Origin of the sequence: Pantoea sp. Cy-639, assembly GCF_011752525.1 — a bacterium.
Classification (GTDB): domain Bacteria; phylum Pseudomonadota; class Gammaproteobacteria; order Pseudomonadales; family Pseudomonadaceae; genus Aquipseudomonas.
Map to the genome: position 1 here is coordinate 1 of NZ_VWXI01000026.1, position 16,392 is coordinate 16,392.

16 protein-coding genes are annotated in these 16,392 nt (G+C 63.2%); 3 read left to right on the forward strand and 13 right to left on the reverse strand.

Translation table 11 applies throughout. The features are described from left to right. Positions 1 to 157: 157 nt before the first annotated feature. The 9 genes from msrQ to mrcB form a co-directional block, all read right to left on the reverse strand. The gene (gene msrQ, locus F3J43_RS22540) at positions 158 to 754 is read right to left on the reverse strand and encodes a protein-methionine-sulfoxide reductase heme-binding subunit MsrQ (RefSeq protein WP_166892369.1); all 597 of its coding nucleotides are present in this window, start codon (positions 752 to 754) and stop codon (positions 158 to 160) included. After that, the gene (msrP, locus tag F3J43_RS22545) at positions 754 to 1,767 is read right to left on the reverse strand and encodes a protein-methionine-sulfoxide reductase catalytic subunit MsrP (RefSeq protein WP_166892372.1); all 1,014 of its coding nucleotides are present in this window, start codon (positions 1,765 to 1,767) and stop codon (positions 754 to 756) included. The genes msrQ and msrP overlap by 1 nt, the downstream gene beginning before the upstream one ends. Before the next feature lie 77 nt (positions 1,768 to 1,844). After that, positions 1,845 to 2,687: a CDP-diacylglycerol--serine O-phosphatidyltransferase gene (gene pssA, locus F3J43_RS22550; protein WP_166892375.1), complete on the reverse strand. Its 843-nt coding sequence runs from the start codon at positions 2,685 to 2,687 to the stop codon at positions 1,845 to 1,847. A 152-nt stretch (positions 2,688 to 2,839) separates the two neighbouring features. Beyond that, positions 2,840 to 3,856 carry a ketol-acid reductoisomerase gene (gene ilvC, locus F3J43_RS22555; RefSeq protein WP_166892380.1) on the reverse strand — a complete coding sequence of 339 codons (1,017 nt, stop codon included), beginning with the start codon at positions 3,854 to 3,856 and terminating at the stop codon, positions 2,840 to 2,842. Positions 3,857 to 3,909: 53 nt separating this feature from the next. Next, positions 3,910 to 4,401, reverse strand: a complete 492-nt coding sequence (gene ilvN, locus F3J43_RS22560; protein WP_003250040.1) for an acetolactate synthase small subunit — start codon at positions 4,399 to 4,401, stop codon at positions 3,910 to 3,912. Position 4,402: 1 nt separating this feature from the next. Continuing rightward, positions 4,403 to 6,127, reverse strand: coding sequence for an acetolactate synthase 3 large subunit (locus tag F3J43_RS22565; protein ID WP_166892383.1), 1,725 nt, complete (start codon positions 6,125 to 6,127; stop codon positions 4,403 to 4,405). Between the two features lie 407 nt (positions 6,128 to 6,534). Continuing rightward, complete coding sequence (locus F3J43_RS22570; protein WP_205298047.1) at positions 6,535 to 6,864, reverse strand: YqcC family protein; 330 nt, start codon at positions 6,862 to 6,864, stop codon at positions 6,535 to 6,537. Further along, positions 6,864 to 7,634, reverse strand: a complete 771-nt coding sequence (locus F3J43_RS22575) for a tetratricopeptide repeat protein (RefSeq protein WP_166892391.1) — start codon at positions 7,632 to 7,634, stop codon at positions 6,864 to 6,866. Before F3J43_RS22575 ends, F3J43_RS22570 begins: the two co-directional genes overlap by 1 nt. A 26-nt stretch (positions 7,635 to 7,660) precedes the next feature. After that, positions 7,661 to 9,982: a penicillin-binding protein 1B gene (gene mrcB, locus F3J43_RS22580; RefSeq protein ID WP_166892394.1), complete on the reverse strand. Its 2,322-nt coding sequence runs from the start codon at positions 9,980 to 9,982 to the stop codon at positions 7,661 to 7,663. A 117-nt stretch (positions 9,983 to 10,099) separates the two neighbouring features. Here mrcB and F3J43_RS22585 point away from each other — a divergent pair, with 117 nt between their 5' ends. The 3 genes from F3J43_RS22585 (at position 10,100) to F3J43_RS22595 (ending at position 12,607) form a co-directional block, all read left to right on the forward strand. Beyond that, on the forward strand, positions 10,100 to 11,662 hold the full coding sequence (locus F3J43_RS22585) for a bifunctional aminoglycoside phosphotransferase/ATP-binding protein (protein WP_166892397.1): 1,563 nt from the start codon (positions 10,100 to 10,102) through the stop codon (positions 11,660 to 11,662). A gap of 100 nt (positions 11,663 to 11,762) precedes the next feature. Next, positions 11,763 to 12,116, forward strand: coding sequence for a pentapeptide repeat-containing protein (locus F3J43_RS22590; protein ID WP_166892402.1), 354 nt, complete (start codon positions 11,763 to 11,765; stop codon positions 12,114 to 12,116). A gap of 212 nt (positions 12,117 to 12,328) precedes the next feature. Further along, positions 12,329 to 12,607 (forward strand): TfoX/Sxy family protein, encoded by a 279-nt coding sequence (locus tag F3J43_RS22595; RefSeq protein ID WP_166892406.1) that lies wholly within the window; start codon positions 12,329 to 12,331, stop codon positions 12,605 to 12,607. Positions 12,608 to 12,779: 172 nt separating this feature from the next. On the opposite strand, the gene F3J43_RS22600 is transcribed toward F3J43_RS22595, so the two are convergent. From F3J43_RS22600 to F3J43_RS22615, 4 genes are read right to left on the reverse strand one after another with little or no spacing between them, the layout of a single operon-like run. Further along, on the reverse strand, positions 12,780 to 13,667 hold the full coding sequence (locus F3J43_RS22600; protein WP_166892410.1) for a ChaN family lipoprotein: 888 nt from the start codon (positions 13,665 to 13,667) through the stop codon (positions 12,780 to 12,782). Positions 13,668 to 13,678: 11 nt separating this feature from the next. Continuing rightward, entirely contained in the window at positions 13,679 to 14,446 is a 768-nt protein-coding gene (locus F3J43_RS22605; RefSeq protein WP_166892414.1) for a heme ABC transporter ATP-binding protein, read from the reverse strand. Further along, the gene (locus tag F3J43_RS22610; RefSeq protein ID WP_166892418.1) at positions 14,446 to 15,483 is read right to left on the reverse strand and encodes a FecCD family ABC transporter permease; all 1,038 of its coding nucleotides are present in this window, start codon (positions 15,481 to 15,483) and stop codon (positions 14,446 to 14,448) included. The genes F3J43_RS22605 and F3J43_RS22610 overlap by 1 nt, the downstream gene beginning before the upstream one ends. After that, positions 15,480 to 16,361: a heme/hemin ABC transporter substrate-binding protein gene (locus F3J43_RS22615; protein WP_205298048.1), complete on the reverse strand. Its 882-nt coding sequence runs from the start codon at positions 16,359 to 16,361 to the stop codon at positions 15,480 to 15,482. Before F3J43_RS22615 ends, F3J43_RS22610 begins: the two co-directional genes overlap by 4 nt. Positions 16,362 to 16,392 lie beyond the last annotated feature (31 nt).

Genomic DNA, 16,392 nt, shown 5'->3' on the forward strand with positions numbered 1-16,392 from the left:
TCGAAGCACTTCCGGAACCTTCCGAATCGCTTAACTCGTTGATTCTCAAGGAGTTTCGCGTTCCGTTGTCGCTGGAAGTGGGGCGCATTATAAGGGGATCTGAAACCGCGTCAACCCTTAATTTCAAAAAAATGAAACATTTAAGGAAAAGGCCGCATCAAGCCCTCCTCCACCGCCCCAACAAGCGTGCCACCACCGGCACCCGCATCACCATCAACAGCCCGCCCACCGCCGCATACACCGCCCACTCCTTCAAATCCGAGCGGACAATCCACAGAAAATGCAGCAACCCCAACCCAAGAACCGCATAAACCAGCTTGTGCAGCTTCTTCCACCTCGCCCCCAAGCGCCTCTGGCTATAACGGTTGGACGTGACCGCCAATACCAGCAGCCCCACAAGACCGAGAGCACCCACAATAATGTAGGGGCGCTTGCGCAACTCCACGACGAACTGCCCCCAATCCAAACCGAGGATGAACACCAGGTAAGCGATCAGATGCAGCACTATATAAGCAAAGCACCACAACCCCAGTTGCCGGCGTATCACGATCCACCCCGACCAGCCACTCAAGCGCTGCAACGGCGTCATGCTCAAGGTGACCAGCAGGAACACCAACGCCCCCTGGCCAAGTCGGTCCATGAGGATCTTCCCCGGGTCAGGATCGAGCAGCCCCATCACCGCCTCATACAACCACCAGGCAGGAAACAGACAACCCGCGATGAAAATCGCCAGGCGAAGCCAGGGATAACGCATCAGTAGTTCTTCCGCAGATCGAGACCGCTATACAACGACGCCACCTCATCGGCGTAACCGTTGAACATCTGCGTATCACGCACATTGGGACTGAACAGCCCGCTAGGCAGACGCCGCTCACGAGCCTGGGTCCAGCGCGGATGGTCGACCGTTGGGTTGACGTTGGCATAGAAGCCATACTCATCCGGCGCCAGCCCCTGCCAGGTGGTGCGTGGCTGCTCCGCCACCAGACTGATACGCACGATCGACTTGATACTCTTGAAGCCATACTTCCATGGCACGACCAGACGCAATGGCGCGCCGTTCTGGTTGGCAAGCTCACGCCCGTACATGCCCACCGCCAGAATCGCCAGCGGATTCATCGCCTCGTCCAGGCGCAGTCCCTCGACATAGGGCCAGTCGATCAGGGCGAACCCCGAACGCTGACCCGGCATGCTCTTGGGATCCTGCAGGGTTTCGAAACGCACATAGCGCGCCTTCGAGGTTGGCTCGACCTGCTTGAGCACCTGCGCCAAGGGAAAGCCCAACCAGGGAATGACCATCGACCAGGCCTCGACGCAGCGCAGGCGATAGATACGCTCCTCGAGCTGGTAGGGTTTGACGAAGTCTTCCAACGCATAGCGACCAGGCTTGGCTACCTCGCCATCGACCACGACGCTCCACGGTTCGGTCTTCAGGCTACCGGCATTGGCCGCAGGGTCCCCCTTGTCGGGCCCGAACTCATAGAAGTTGTTGTAATGGGTGGCGTCCTTGAACGGGGTGATCGCCTCTCCCGGCGCCGTCACTGCCTGCCAGCGGGTGGCCGCCAGCTTGTCGTTGAACCAGGCCGGCGCGGCGCCAGGCACGGCATCGGCATAGCGCGACACTTCGCCAGCCGCCCCCAGACGCGGTACCGCACCCAGGGCCAAGCCTGCCAGGGTGCCACCGAGCAACGCGCGACGTGAGAGGTAAAGGTCTTCGGGAGTGATCTCCGACGCATTGCAGTCGGAAGACCGGGATAGCTTGATAAGCATGGCGGCTCCACAGCACAGGCAACTGATGTACCCGTAAGACTATGGAGCCGGAAGGTTATTCCGCGATTAAATCCTTGTCAGGATTTACGCCGACGACCGCGCAGCAGGTACTGCAACGGGCCGGAGACCGCGTAACCGAGGAAGATCAGCAGCAGGATACGGGGCGGATCGCTGAACACCACGGCGAACACCAGCACCACCGCGAGGATCGCGACGAAGGGCACGCGCCCCTTGAGGTCCAGCTCCTTGAAGCTGTTGTACTTGATGTTGCTGACCATCAGCATGCCCGCGGCCGCGACCAGCAAGGCCACTAGGAACGACAGCTTGGAGCCCTGGATGCCGTAGTCGCTGAACGCCCACACGGTCCCCGCCACCACGCCGGCTGCCGCCGGACTGGCCAAGCCAATGAAGTAGCGCTTGTCGGCGGTACCGACCTGGGTGTTGAAACGCGCCAGGCGCAGGGCCGCGCCAGCGACATAGATGAAGGCAACCATCCAGCCGACCTTGCCCATGTCGCCCAGGGCCCAACCGAAGGCCAGCAGCGCCGGAGCCACACCGAAGGCGACCATGTCCGACAAGGAGTCGTACTCGGCCCCGAAGGCGCTTTGTGTGTTGGTCATGCGCGCGACACGGCCATCGAGGCTGTCGAGCACCATGGCGACGAAGATCGCGATGGCGGCAAAGGCGAAATACTTGCTCGCCTCGCGTGGGTCGCCGGCGCTCTGCGCGCTCATCGAACTGATGATGGAGTAGAAGCCGGCGAACAGGTTGGCCGTGGTGAACAGGTTGGGCAGCAGGTAGATACCGCGGTGACGGACCTTGCGACCTTCGGCGTCATGGCCTTCTTCAACGTGCTCATCGACAGGTAGCAGGCTTTCGGCGTCGGAGGGCTTGTTCGGCTCTTCGGGACGTTCGCTCATGAAAAGTACCTTGCAACAGGGTGGAATATGTTCGACATGGGCTCGCGAAACAGGTTCTGACGGCGAGCCACTGGTCGCTTTATACCAGAAGCTGGCCGTGCAAACGAAAAAACGCGGCCGAAGCCGCGTTTTTCATTTATCGAAGCAGGACCTTAGTTCTTGGTCTTGTCGACGATCTTGTTCGCCGAGATCCACGGCATCATCGAGCGCAGTTGCTCGCCGATGATTTCGATACCGTGAGCGGCGTTGTTGCGACGCTTGGCGGTCATCGACGGGTAGTTGGTAGCGCCTTCGCTGATGAACATCTTCGCGTACTCGCCGTCCTGGATGCGCTTCAGGGCGTTGCGCATGGCCTTGCGGGATTCTTCGTTGATGACTTCAGGGCCGGTGACGTACTCACCGTACTCGGCGTTGTTGGAGATCGAGTAGTTCATGTTGGCGATACCGCCTTCGTACATGAGGTCGACGATCAGCTTCAGTTCGTGCAAGCACTCGAAGTAGGCCATTTCCGGCGCGTAGCCAGCTTCGACCAGGGTTTCGAAACCGGCCTTGACCAGTTCGACGGTACCGCCGCAGAGAACGGCCTGCTCACCGAACAGGTCGGTTTCGGTCTCGTCCTTGAAGGTGGTTTCGATGATGCCGGTACGGCCGCCACCGACGCCTGCGGCGTAGGACAGGGCGACGTTCTTGGCGTTGCCCGAGGCGTCCTGGTAGATGGCGATCAGATCAGGGATGCCGCCGCCCTTGACGAACTCGGAACGCACGGTGTGGCCCGGGGCCTTCGGCGCGATCATGATCACGTCGAGGTCGGCACGCGGAACGACCTGGTTGTAGTGGATCGCGAAGCCGTGGGAGAACGCCAGGGTGGCGCCCTTCTTGATGTTCGGCTCGATCTCGGCCTTGTACAGCTGGCCCTGGAATTCGTCCGGGGTGAGGATCATGACCAGGTCGGCGGCGGCGACGGCGGAGGCGACATCGGTCACCTTCAGGCCGTGGGCTTCTGCCTTGGCAACGGTGGCCGAACCTTTACGCAGACCGATGGTGACATCAACACCGGAGTCCTTCAGGTTGCACGCCTGGGCGTGACCTTGCGAACCGTAGCCGATGATGGCGACTTTCTTGCCCTGGATGATGGAAAGGTCGCAGTCTTTATCGTAGAAAACTTTCATGAAACACCCCTGTTATATCTCGGCCCCAGTGGAGCCATCGCTAGTTTTTAAAGTTAGATGCTGAGCACTTTGTCGCCACGGGCAATGCCGGTGACTCCACTGCGCACGGTTTCGAGAATCGACGCGGTACCGATGGCCTGGATGAAGCTGTCCAGTTTGTCGCTGGTACCACTCAACTGCACGGTGTACACGCTGGCGGTAACGTCGACGATCTGGCCACGGAAGATGTCCGTGGTGCGCTTGATCTCGGCGCGCTGGGCGCCGGTGGCCTTGACCTTGACCAACATCAGTTCACGCTCGATGTGAGCGCTTTCCGACAGGTCGACCAGTTTTACCACTTCCACCAGCTTGTTCAGGTTCTTGGTGATCTGTTCGATCACTTCGTCATGACCCACGGTGGTGAGTGTCAGGCGCGAGAGGGTCGGGTCCTCGGTCGGTGCCACGGTCAGGCTTTCAATGTTGTAGTTGCGCTGGGAGAACAAGCCGACGACGCGAGACAAGGCACCGGGTTCGTTTTCCAGCAGCAGGGAAATGATATGCCGCATATCAGGTACGCTCCGTCTTGCTCAGCCACATGTCACGCATCGAGCCGTCCTTGATCTGCATCGGATAGACATGCTCGGTGCGGTCGACCGCGATATCGATGAACACCAGACGGTCCTTCATCGCGAACGCTTCTTCCAGTTTCGGCTTGAGATCCTTCAGGCTGGTGATGCGGATACCCACATGGCCATAGGCCTCGGCCAGCTTGACGAAGTCCGGCAGCGACTCGACATACGAATGCGAGTGGCGACCGTTGTAGGCCATGTCCTGCCACTGGCGGACCATGCCCAGCACGCCGTTGTTCAGGTTGACGATCTTCACCGGCAGGCCGTACTGCATGCAGGTGGACAGTTCCTGGATGTTCATCTGGATACTGCCTTCGCCGGTGACACAGGCCACGTCCTGATCAGGGAAGTTGAGCTTGATGCCCATGGCCGCCGGGAAGCCGAAGCCCATGGTGCCCAGGCCGCCGGAGTTGATCCAGCGGTTGGGTTTGTTGAAGCGGTAGTACTGCGCCGCGAACATCTGGTGCTGGCCCACGTCGGAGGTGACGAAGGCATCGCCCTTGGTCACTTCGCACAGGGTCTCGATCACCTGCTGCGGCTTGATGATGTTGCCGTCGCCCTTGTCGTAGGGGAACAGTTCGCCATCGCCACGCCACTCGTCGATCTGCTTCCACCAGGCATCCAGCGCCGCCTTGTCGGGCTGTTCGCCGATTTCCTTGAGGATGCCCTGCATCTCGCTCAACACGCTTTCGACCGGGCCGACGATCGGCACGTCGGCCTTGATCATCTTGGAGATCGACGCCGGGTCGATGTCGATGTGGATGATCTTGGCGTTCGGGCAGAACTTGGCCGGGCCATTGACCACGCGGTCGTCGAAACGCGCACCCACGGCGAAGATCACATCGGCATGGTGCATGGCCATGTTGGCGGTGTAGCTGCCGTGCATGCCGAGCATGCCGAGGAACTGCCGGTCGGTGCCGGGGAAGCCACCGAGCCCCATGAGGGTGTTGGTGACCGGCAGGTTCAGCGACTTGGCGATTTCGGTGAGGGCTTCGGAGCCGCCGCCGAGGATCACGCCACCGCCGGAATAGACGATCGGGCGCTTGGCCGCCAGGAGCATTTCGGCCGCCTTGCGGATCTGGCCGGAGTGGCCGCGCAGTGCCGGGCTATAGGAACGCAGCTTGACCTTTTTCGGGTAGATGTACTCGAACTTCTCGGCCGGGTTGGTCATATCTTTTGGAATGTCGACCACCACCGGGCCAGGACGGCCGGACTGCGCCAGATAGAAGGCTTTTTTCAGAACTTCAGGGATTTCCGAGGCGTGCTTGACCATGAAGCTGTGCTTCACGATCGGCCGGGAGATACCGATCATGTCGGTTTCCTGGAACGCGTCGGTGCCGACCATGGTGCTGGGCACCTGGCCAGACAGGATGACCATCGGGATGGAATCCATGTAGGCAGTGGCAATGCCGGTAATGGCATTGGTCGCGCCGGGACCGGAAGTCACCAGTACCACGCCGGCCTTGCCGGTGGCACGGGCGTAACCGTCCGCCATATGGGTGGCGGCCTGTTCATGGCGAACCAGGATGTGCTGGACTTCCGGTTCCTTGAACAAGGCATCGTAAACATGAAGGAGAGCACCACCAGGGTACCCGTAGATGTGCTTAACGCCTTCGTCGCGCAAGAAGCGGACGACCATTTCAGCGCCGGATAAGAGCTCCACGTTGTTCACCTCTAAAACGCCAGAATACCGCCCTCACTGAGCGGGTCTTATTAGGTTTACTGCCAAGCAGAGCATGAGCGAACGTCAGCACTGACTGAGCAAGTATTGGGAATACCCTGGTGTGTTGCGGGCCTTCCCACCCAGCGCGAGGTAACGCGTTGCGGGGTGTAGCAAGTCGGCGCGGGTGTGCGCCTCATGATCTGCCTAGCGGGTCTGCTTCTGGCAGTCCCTCTACAGCGGAATCTGGATTCTTGTGATTCGGCGCGCACAAGTCAAGAGAAATTATTGCCAATATTTCAGCAAGATGAATTCTCAACACCACGAATGCGTTGAGCAGCAGCAGGAAAAATAAGATTTCCATAAAAAAGGGCCACAATCTGCGGCCCTTGAAGGAAAAACAGTAGAAATCAGGCGGAAGGCGCGATCAATTGGTCGAAAGTTGCGAGCAGCCGCCGTAGCTCGCGGCTTTGTTCCGGACGGTCGACGAACACCGTCTCGGCCATGACCAGGATGCCCGAGGCATTGGGCAGCGGATGCCCGTGCTCGAGGATCAGCTTCATGCGAGGCAGGAAGATCCACTGCAGCCACTGTTCGAAGCTCATGCGATCCACCGCGAACGGCTCCACGCTGGCCAGCGCCTCGGCACTGGGGACGGCCTCGCTCCACCAGCCCTGGACCTTGAGTTCTTGCTCGATCAGCAGCAACTGGTCGGCGATATCGAGAATGCGCTGTTCCATCACAGGTTGACCCGCGCCTTCTGCCGCGCCAGTGCGGCACCGGCACTGTCGCCCTGCTTTTCGCGGGCCTGGGCAATGGTGTTCCACAACTGCGCCTGCAGGTCGGGGCGACCGTTGGCATAGGTCAGGGCACGACGGGCCAGTTGCTCGGCTTGCGCGGCATCGCCCTGCGACAGACGCACCTGGGCCAGGCGGAACAGCACCTGCGGCTCACGCGGGGCGATGCGCTGGGCACGCTCCAGGCTCGAGGCGGCGCCGTTGAAGTCGCCACTGCCTTGTTGCTGCTGGGCGGTGGTCAGCAACGCCAGCACCGGGCCGTCGAGCTGCTCGTCAGCCGACAGGCCGCCGCTCGAACGCGGAATGCCGGTCGGTGCGCTGGCAACCGGCGCCGGCTTGCTCATCGAGGCGATATCGAACGGCTCGTCGGCGATCGGATTGGGATTGGTGGTGATCGGCCCGCTGCTGATCGGGCCCGGGGTAATCGGGCCAGTGCTGATCGGTGCCGCGCCACTGCCGGCCGGGAACGACTGGATCGGTGTGGCGCCGGTGCCTTGCGGGATCATCACGGTGACACCGGAATCTTCCGGCAACGCCTGTGCCTGGTTGCTGCCGCCGCTGGTCGGATAGGCCGCATTGCGGTTGGCCGTGACCCGCTCACTGTTCGACACCCGGGTGCTCGAGTCCACCACCGGAATATTGCCACGCGGCACGCTGGCACAACCGTGCAGCACGGCCACCGCCGTCAAGGCGGGAATCCACCACTTGTTCACTTCACACCCTCTTCAAAAGCCCGTGCTCAATTCATCCAGCCCTTGACCCAGTCCATCACCGATTCGGCCGGGTTCTGTTCGCCACCACACGTGGCGCCAGCGGGCGGTTCGCTGCCGCGAATATACGGCATCTGCACTGCTCCCGGACAGCTGCCATCGGAACCATGGCCGCTGTACGGGTCGATCCAGGCCTGCACCACATTGTCCGGTTGTGGCATGTCCAGCGGCAGCGGGTCGGCCTTCTTCATGAAACTGGTCCATACCTGCAACGCGCCGGTGGCTCCGGTGAACGGGGTCTTGCCGTTGTCGTCGCGGCCCAGCCAGACCACCGCCAGCAGGTCCTGGCTGAAGCCGGAGAACCAACTGTCACGCGAGTCGTTACTGGTACCGGTCTTGCCTGCCAGGGTCAGCGAGCTGGGCAACTGGCTGTACACCGAACGCCCCGTACCCTCGCGCATCACCCGTTGCATGGCGTTCTGCACCAGGTAGATGGCACCCGGGTCGAAGGTCTGCTGGATCTGGAACGGATAGCGCTTGAGCGGCTCGCCTTCGGCGGTGAGCACGCTGCGAATACCGCGCATCGGCGTGTTGAAGCCACCGTTGGCGATGGTCTGGTACATGGTCGCGACCTGCATCGGCGACATGCCGCCAGCACCCAGCAGCATCGCCGGGTACGCCGGCCAGTCGACCTGCACGCCGAGCCGGCCGATGGTCTTGAGCACGTTGGGCACGCCCACTTCCAGACCGAGCTTGGCGGTCGACAAGTTGAAGGAGTTGGCCAGGCCCTGATACAGGTAGATGGTGCCGTGGGGGCGACGGTCGTAGTTCTGCGGACGCCATACCTGGCCATCGGCGCCCTTGACCGAGAACGGCTCGTCCTGCACCCAGGTGGTCAGGGTGTACTTGCTCGGCTGCTCGAGCGCCGTCAAGTAGACCGCTGGCTTGACCAGCGAGCCGATCGGCCGCACCGCATCGATGGCACGGTTGAAGCCGGCGTAGCCCGACTGGCGGCTGCCGATCAGTGCCTGCACCTCGCCGGTTTCCGGGTTGGTGACGACCATCGCCGACTCCACCTCATCGGCGCCCTTGCGTCCGGCCAGGCGCTTGAAGGTCTCGCTCATGGCGGTTTCGGCCTTCATCTGCAGGATCGGGTCGAAACTGGTGAAGATGCGCAGCCCTTCTTCGGTCAAGTCTTCGTCGCGGTAGTCCTGGCGCAGCTGACGCTTGACCAGGTCGAGGAACGCCGGGAACGAGCTGTCGGCCAGGCTGCCGCGCTTGGTCACGCCCAGCGGCATCTTCTTCGCCGCATCGATCACCTCCTGGCTGGCCACGCCCTGCTCGGCAAGCAGGTCGAGCACCAGGTTGCGGCGCTGCAGGGCGCGTTCGGGATAACGACGCGGGTTGTAGTAGGACGGCCCCTTGACCATGCCCACCAGCAAGGCGATCTGGTGCAGCTTGAGTTCCTGCAGCGGCTGGCTGAAGAAGAACTGGCTGGCCAGGCCGAAGCCGTGCACCGCGCGCTGGCCATCCTGGCCGATAAACACCTCGTTCAGGTAGGCCTCGAGGATCTCGCGCTTGCTGTAGTGCATTTCCAGCAGCACCGACATCATCGCTTCGGTCAGCTTGCGGCTGAGGCTGCGCTCGTTGGTGAGGAAGAAGTTCTTGACCAACTGCTGGGTCAGCGTACTGCCGCCCTGGCGCATGGCGCCCGAAGAGGTGTTCACCCACACGGCCCGGGCGATGGACTTGGGCGACACGCCAAAGTGGCTGTAGAAGTCGCGGTCCTCGGTGGCGATCAGGGTATCGACCAGGTACGGCGGCACCTGGTCGATCTTGATCAGGATGCGGTCCTCGAGATTCTTCGGATAGATGCCACCGATCATCAGCGGCTCGAGGCGCACCACGTCGAGCTTGCCGCCATTGGCGCCATTGAGCCCGGCAACGTAGTCGCCGGAGAAGCGCACGCGCACGAACTGCGCCGGCTCCATGCCCTCGTAGAACTGGAAGCCGCGGGTATTGAGGTCGACCGTGTTGCCATTGACCGACGCCGCGCCCGGACCATTGGCCGCGCTTTCACGCCGGTAGCCGAGTGCGTCGAGTTCGGTGAGGAAGTCGTTGCGGCTCAGCTTCTGGCCGACGAACAGCTCCAGCGGCCGGGCATACACCTTGGCCGGGATGGTCCAGCGCTTGCCGGAGAACTTCTCCTGGACCACGGCATCGAGGTAGACCGCGAAGCCGGCGATCACTACCAGACCAACCAGGCTGAGCTTGAACGCCCAGCCCAGCCAGGCGCGGGAGCGGCCGGTCGGGCGTTTTTTGGGGGTGCGGGAATTTCGGGTACGAGTCATGGCGGCGGATTATACGCACTTTGGAAAAGGGAGGCAGGCGCCCTCCGGCGGTTTGCAGGGGCGCCACCATTGACCATAATGGCGCATTCGAATTCCCTGACTCTCAAAGGATGATCCGTGAGCCAAGCCCTGATCAGCGCGCTGCAGAACCCCGCCCTCTATCCGCACCCGGTCACGGGCTTCCAGCTCATCGAGACGCACATCTCCTGGGTCCTGCTCACTGGCGAATATGCCTACAAGGTCAAGAAGCCGATGAACTTCGGCTTCCTCGACTTCACCAGCCTCGATCAGCGCGGACACTTCTGCCGCGAGGAACTGCGCCTGAACCAGCGCCTGACCGAAGGCCTGTACCTGGACGTGTTGCCGATCACCGGCAGTGCCGAGGCACCGCAGATCGGCGGCGAAGGCGCGCCAATCGAGTACGTGCTGAAGATGCGTCAGTTCCCCCAGGGCCAGATGCTCAGCACCCTGCAGGCCAATGGCGAGCTGAACGCCGGCCACATCGACCAGATGGCCCGGCAGATCGCCGAGTTCCACCTGCAGGCGCCGAAAGTGCCGGTCGACCACCCGCTGGGTACCCCGGACGCGGTGATGGCACCGGTCGAGCAGAACTTCGAACAGATCCGCCCGTTCCTCAGCGACAAGGCCGACCTGCTGCAACTGGACAACCTGCAAGCCTGGGCCCAGGACAGCTTCAAGCGCCTGCATGGGCTGTTCGAGGCGCGCAAGGCCGACGGTTTCATCCGTGAATGCCATGGCGACATCCACTTGGGCAACGCCACCCTGATCGACGGCAAGGTGGTGATCTTCGACTGCATCGAGTTCAACGAGCCATTCCGCCTGACCGACGTCTATGCCGATATCGGCTTCCTCGCCATGGACCTCGAGGACCGTGGCCTGAAGTGCCTGTCACGGCGCTTCGTCAGCCAGTACCTGGAACTGACCGGCGATTACCAAGGCCTGGAACTGCTGAACTTCTACAAGGCCTATCGCGCCCTGGTGCGTGCCAAGGTCGCCCTGTTCAGCATGCCGGCCGATGCCGACGGCGTGCAGCGCGCCACCACCCTGCGCACCTACCGCAACTACGCCAACCTGGCCGAGAGCTACAGCGCCATCCCTTCGCGCCTGCTGGCCATCACCCAGGGAGTCTCGGCGGTCGGCAAGAGCCATGTCGCCATGCGCCTGGTCGAGGCGCTGGGCGCAGTACGTGTACGCTCGGATGTCGAGCGCAAGCGCCTGTTCGGCAAACAATCGACAGACAACGCAGGTCAGCTCGAGGCCGGCATCTACGATAAAGAAGCCAGCACCGCTACCTACCAGCGCCTGCATGAGCTGGCCGCGAGCATCCTGCACGCAGGTTTCCCGGTAGTGATCGACGCTACCTACCTCAAGCAAGACCAGCGCAAGGCGGCGGCGCAGGTCGCCAGCGAGACCGGCGTGCCATTCCTGATTCTCGACTGCCAGGCCCCCGACGCGGTGATCGCCAGCTGGCTGGCCCAGCGCCAGGCCGAAGCCATCGACCCTTCGGATGCCACCCTGGAAGTGATCCAGGCGCAACAGGCGAGCCGCGAGCCGCTGGATGCCGAAGAACTGGCACAAAGCACCCGCGTCGACACCCAGGATGCCAACAACATGAACAAGGTGATCGAGCAGATTCGCCAACGCCTGCCCGGCCTCTGACCCGCCCGGCGTGAAGCAGTCGACAGTTCACGCCTGAAATCCGGCGCCCCTCCAGTGATGGCATTACAATATCATCACACCCCACGGAGGAGGCGCCGCCATGAATCAACCCCGCCAGCTGGACAACGTTCTGTACACGATGATCCGCGACGAGAAGATCGCGGCCTTCAACCGCGAAAAACCCACGGACACCCCTATCGACTTTCGCGGCGGCGATTTCCGCGGTCTCGACCTGCGTGACCTGGACGTCCGTGGCATCGATTTCACCGACGCCTACTTCCGCGCCGCCGACCTGCGCGGCCTGGACCTGCGGGAAAACGGCCTGGAAGGCGCGAGCATCGCCCATGCGCAGATTTCCGGGACTTACTTCCCCGCTGACCTGAGTGCAGACGAAATCCTGATGTCGGTGAAGTTCGGCACCCGCATGCGTTACCGCGCCACACGCCAAGGGTGATCGCAACGCCTGCAGGATGCTGGCTTGTCCCGCGATGGCATCAGCCCAGGCAATGGTCATCGCGGGGCAGCACCTGCAAAGCATGCCGAACAACTGCATCCCGTCGGCCCCGATGGCAAAAGGCCGCGCCTGGCCCAACCCCCGCTACACTCCTCTCTGACCTGCTCGCGATTTATCCCCACGACCCCGTTCAGCCATCGCAAGGAGGCTCGATGAACGATGAATTGCAGCATCTGAAGAACCTTGGCAAGACCTCCGCGCAGTGGCTGCACGCCGTCGGTATCCACAGTGCATCGGATCTTCGTCGGCTGGGCGCGGTGGGAGCCTACCAGGCGGTACGGACACGAGGATTCCGGGCTTCGAAGGTGTTGCTGTACGCCATCGAGGGGGCTTTGCTCGACATGCACTGGAACGACCTGCCAGCCGAACGCAAGCAGGCGCTGAACCAGCAGCTCGACGCGAAGTGCCAATTGCAGCGAATCGAAAAATAAATCACATGAAAGCATTGACTGCGAAATGAGAATCGTTATGATTATCGCAACTGGTCGCGAGACTGGTTGGATAAACTGAATGCTCCCTGGTTCGGACGCTCAGATTATCTCCTCATCAGGCTAATCACGGTTATTGACCCGGCACTTTGCCGGGTCTTTTTTTGCCTGCGATTCAGGGCCCCTTGCGCAACTGCGCGCAATAATCCTGTGCAGGCAATGCCACCGTATACCAGACGTAGTCAGCCATCCCCGGCTCGACCTTCTCCCCGACCTCCGCCAGCAGCAACACGATGCTTTCTCCCGTGGCCCCCAGGTCGCGCAGATGCAGGGGCACGCCTAGGTCCTTGCGGGCATGGTAGCTCCCGGCGAAAAGCATCGCCGGCTGCGGCGCGGCCAGCAGACGCTCGGCCATGCGCCGGTCGCGTTGCCGCTGGACACTCAGCATCGCTGGCAACTGGCTCTGGGGCAGCAAGTCGCAATGGCCGACGCGCACCTGTTCACGCAAGGCCTGAAGAACCGCAGGCGCACTGGAATACGTACCGGATGGCGCGACGGGCTGGCGATATGCCTCCCTGACCTCGGCAGATGACAGATTGGCGGCCAGCAAGGGATAGGCATGCGCCAAGGCCTCGCGCACGATCGGCCCATACAGCGCCCAGTCCCATCCCGGCTGCCAGTCAAGGGCCTTGGCCAGGTCCACCGACGCCTTGCCCTGCTGTGCATCGACCCGCGCCTGTTGCTCCGGCTGGAGCATCTCCAGCAACAGGCTGCCCTGGGGGCGTCGGCTGTCCAGTGCCCGCAACAACCACAGTTGCAGGGCATGGTGATCGGGGTTGTCGTGTTTCTCGCCGACCAGCACCCGTGGTGCGCTGGCCAGGCGCTCGACCAGTTGTTCCGGACTCACGACCTGGCCTGTGGACAAGTCACGGATCTGCCCCAGTTGCGCATGATCGCGCCCCTCGCTGCCCTGCCAGGCCGGCAGCGTCGGCAAGCTGGCCTGACAGCCCGTCAAGACCAGCGCCAGGCAGAGTGACAGGCCGCACGACAAGGGATGGCGCATGACACAGGCTCCTAGCGGGTGATGATCAGCGGATGGCCGCGCTCCGGATGTGGCTGGACCAGTACATCGATGCCGAACACCCTGCGCAGCGCCGTCGGCGTCAGGACCTGCTGCGGTGTGTCGAGCGCGTGGCAGCGTCCCTGCTCCAGCAACAGGATATGGTCACAGTAGCGCGCGGCCAGGTTCAGGTCATGCAGGATCACCAGCACCGCCGCACCATTGTTGGCGAAATCACGCACGGCCTGCAGGGTGGTGTGCTGGTGCAATGGATCGAGCGCTGAGGTTGGCTCGTCGAGCAACAGCGTGGTGCCGGCCTCGCCCGGCCAGAGTTGGGCCAGCACCCGGGCCAGGTGCACGCGCTGGCGCTCGCCGCCGGACAACGCCAGGTAGCTGCGCTCCCCCAGGTGCTGCGCGTCCGCCGCCTTCAGCGCCGCCGCGATGACTTCACGATCGCGTTGCTGCCCGCTGGCATGAGGCAGGCGCCCCAGGCCGACAACTTCCTCGACACTGAAACCGAACCCCAGGCTGGAGGTCTGTGGCAGCACCGCCAGGCGCCGGGCACGTTCAGGCCCGTCCCACTCGGCCAGCGCGCGGCCATCAAGGTGGACACGGCCGCCACTGGGAGCCAGCTCGCCGCACAAGGCGCCCAGCAGGCTGCTCTTGCCAGCGCCGTTGGGGCCGAGCACACCCAGAATCTGCCCCGGGTGCAACTTCAGGCTGATATCGCGCAGTACTTCCTGGCCTGCACGCTTGAGGCACAGGTTTTCGACATCGAGCATCAGGTACGCCCCTTCACCAGCAGGAACAGAAAGAACGGCGCGCCAATGAACGCGGTAACGATGCCGATCGGCAGCTCCGCCGGTGCCAGTGCCAGGCGCGCAACCAGGTCGGCGAACAGCAGCAGCGTACCGCCCGCCAGCAGCGACGCCGGCAACAACACGCGATGATCCGGCCCGGCCAGCAGCCGCACCAGGTGTGGCACCACCAGGCCGATGAAGCCGATCAGCCCCGCTGCCGCCACTGCGGCCCCCACGCCCAGCGCCGTGCAGAGCACCAGTTCGCGCTTGAGCCCTTCGACATCGACACCCAGATGACGGGCTTCGGACTCACCGAGCAGCAATGCATTGAGCGCCTGCGCCCGACGCGGCAACCACAGCGCGACCGCGACCACCACCAGCAGCAACGGCCACAGGCGCTCGTAGCTGGCACCATTGAGACTGCCCAGGTTCCAGAACGTCAGGGTACGCAGGGTCGCGTCATCGGCCAGGTAGGTGAACAGGCCTACCGCCGAGCCCCCCAGGGCCGTCATGGCAACCCCGGCCAGGAGCATGGTCGCCACATTGGTCTGCCCGTCGCGTCGCCCCAGCCGGTAGACCATCGCCGTTACCGCCAACCCACCGATGAAAGCACACAGCGACAACAGGTAAGGCGCCAGCCTGTCCGGCATCCCGCCCAGCCAACTGCCCCCCACGATAGCCACCGCGGCCCCCAGGGCCGCGCCGCTGGCGACGCCCACCAAGCCTGGATCGGCCAGCGGATTGCGGAACAGCCCCTGCATCGCCACCCCGGACAATGCCAGCACCGCGCCCACCGCCAAACCCAGCAAGGTACGCGGCAGGCGGATCTGCCCAAGGATCATCTCGGCCTGCTCCAGGCCCTCGGCCGTGACAGGCACGCCCAGCAGGCGCAAGCCGGCGCGCAAAGTATCGAACAGCGGCAGGCTGACCGGGCCCAGTGCCAGCGACAGCCAGATCGCCGACAGGCACAGCAGGATCAGGGCAATGAACAGCGTACGCGGCCGGACACGCTGCCTCATGGGTTCAGGCTGGCCTTGGCAGCAGGATAGAAGCTGGCGGCAAGTGCATGCAGGGCGCTCGGCAGGCGCGGCCCAAGCCCGCCGACCAGCAGGGTCGGGTCGAATGACACCAGGCGTCGTTCACGCGCAGCCCGAGAAACCGCCAGGGCCGGGTTCTGCTTGAGCAGCGCCTGCAAGGCCTGCTCACCGCTCAGGGCACGGTCGGAGAACACCACCACATCCGGGTTCAGCGCCGCCAGGGCCTCCACGGAAAAGTCCTTGTAGCCCTGGTGATCAGCCAGGTTGCGACCTCCGGCCTGACGCAGCACCCAGTCACCTGCGGTCCCTTGCCCGGCGATCATCGGCTTGGCCCCGGCATGGCCGACCAGCAACAGAACTCCCGGCGCCTCCTGGCCAGTCTGGGCCTGCTTGATCTGCCCCTGCAGTTGCTGCAGTTGCTGACGATAATCGGCAGCCAGCTCAGCCGCCTTCGATTCGCGGCCCAGCAACTGCCCCAGGTGGTGGAGTGTATCGTCCACCGCGCCGAGCTCGGCCTTGCTCGAGAACAGTTCGACACGCACGCCGGCGTTGCGGATCTGCGCCAGCACCGGCGGCGGCCCCATCTCATCGGTGCCCACCAGCACATCGGGGCGCAGGCTGAGGATGCCTTCGGCCGACAGTTGGCGCTGGTAGCCGATGCTGGGCAATGCCTTGAGCGACGCCGGGTGCTGGCTGGTGGTGTCGACGCCGACCAGGCGCTGCTCGCCTCCCAGGGCGCTGACCCACTCACTCAGGGCACCACCGGCACTGACCCAGCGCTGTGGCAGTTCGGCCGCCAGGGCCTGGGTGGACAAGGCGAGCACGGCGCACAGGGCAACCAGGGCAGCGGGACGACGCATCATCGGATTCCTTTGCAGGGGACTGGCCGCG

Coding starts and splice junctions, on each gene's coding strand:
- msrQ (WP_166892369.1), bottom strand. CDS start 754: ATGCGTTATCCCTGGCTTCGCCTGGCGATTTTCATCGCGGGTTGTCTG.
- msrP (WP_166892372.1), bottom strand. CDS start 1,767: ATGCTTATCAAGCTATCCCGGTCTTCCGACTGCAATGCGTCGGAGATC.
- pssA (WP_166892375.1), bottom strand. CDS start 2,687: ATGAGCGAACGTCCCGAAGAGCCGAACAAGCCCTCCGACGCCGAAAGC.
- ilvC (WP_166892380.1), bottom strand. CDS start 3,856: ATGAAAGTTTTCTACGATAAAGACTGCGACCTTTCCATCATCCAGGGC.
- ilvN (WP_003250040.1), bottom strand. CDS start 4,401: ATGCGGCATATCATTTCCCTGCTGCTGGAAAACGAACCCGGTGCCTTG.
- F3J43_RS22570 (WP_205298047.1), bottom strand. CDS start 6,864: ATGGAACAGCGCATTCTCGATATCGCCGACCAGTTGCTGCTGATCGAG.
- mrcB (WP_166892394.1), bottom strand. CDS start 9,982: ATGACTCGTACCCGAAATTCCCGCACCCCCAAAAAACGCCCGACCGGC.
- F3J43_RS22590 (WP_166892402.1), top strand. CDS start 11,763: ATGAATCAACCCCGCCAGCTGGACAACGTTCTGTACACGATGATCCGC.
- F3J43_RS22595 (WP_166892406.1), top strand. CDS start 12,329: ATGAACGATGAATTGCAGCATCTGAAGAACCTTGGCAAGACCTCCGCG.
- F3J43_RS22600 (WP_166892410.1), bottom strand. CDS start 13,667: ATGCGCCATCCCTTGTCGTGCGGCCTGTCACTCTGCCTGGCGCTGGTC.
- F3J43_RS22605 (WP_166892414.1), bottom strand. CDS start 14,446: ATGCTCGATGTCGAAAACCTGTGCCTCAAGCGTGCAGGCCAGGAAGTA.
- F3J43_RS22610 (WP_166892418.1), bottom strand. CDS start 15,483: ATGAGGCAGCGTGTCCGGCCGCGTACGCTGTTCATTGCCCTGATCCTG.
- F3J43_RS22615 (WP_205298048.1), bottom strand. CDS start 16,361: ATGCGTCGTCCCGCTGCCCTGGTTGCCCTGTGCGCCGTGCTCGCCTTG.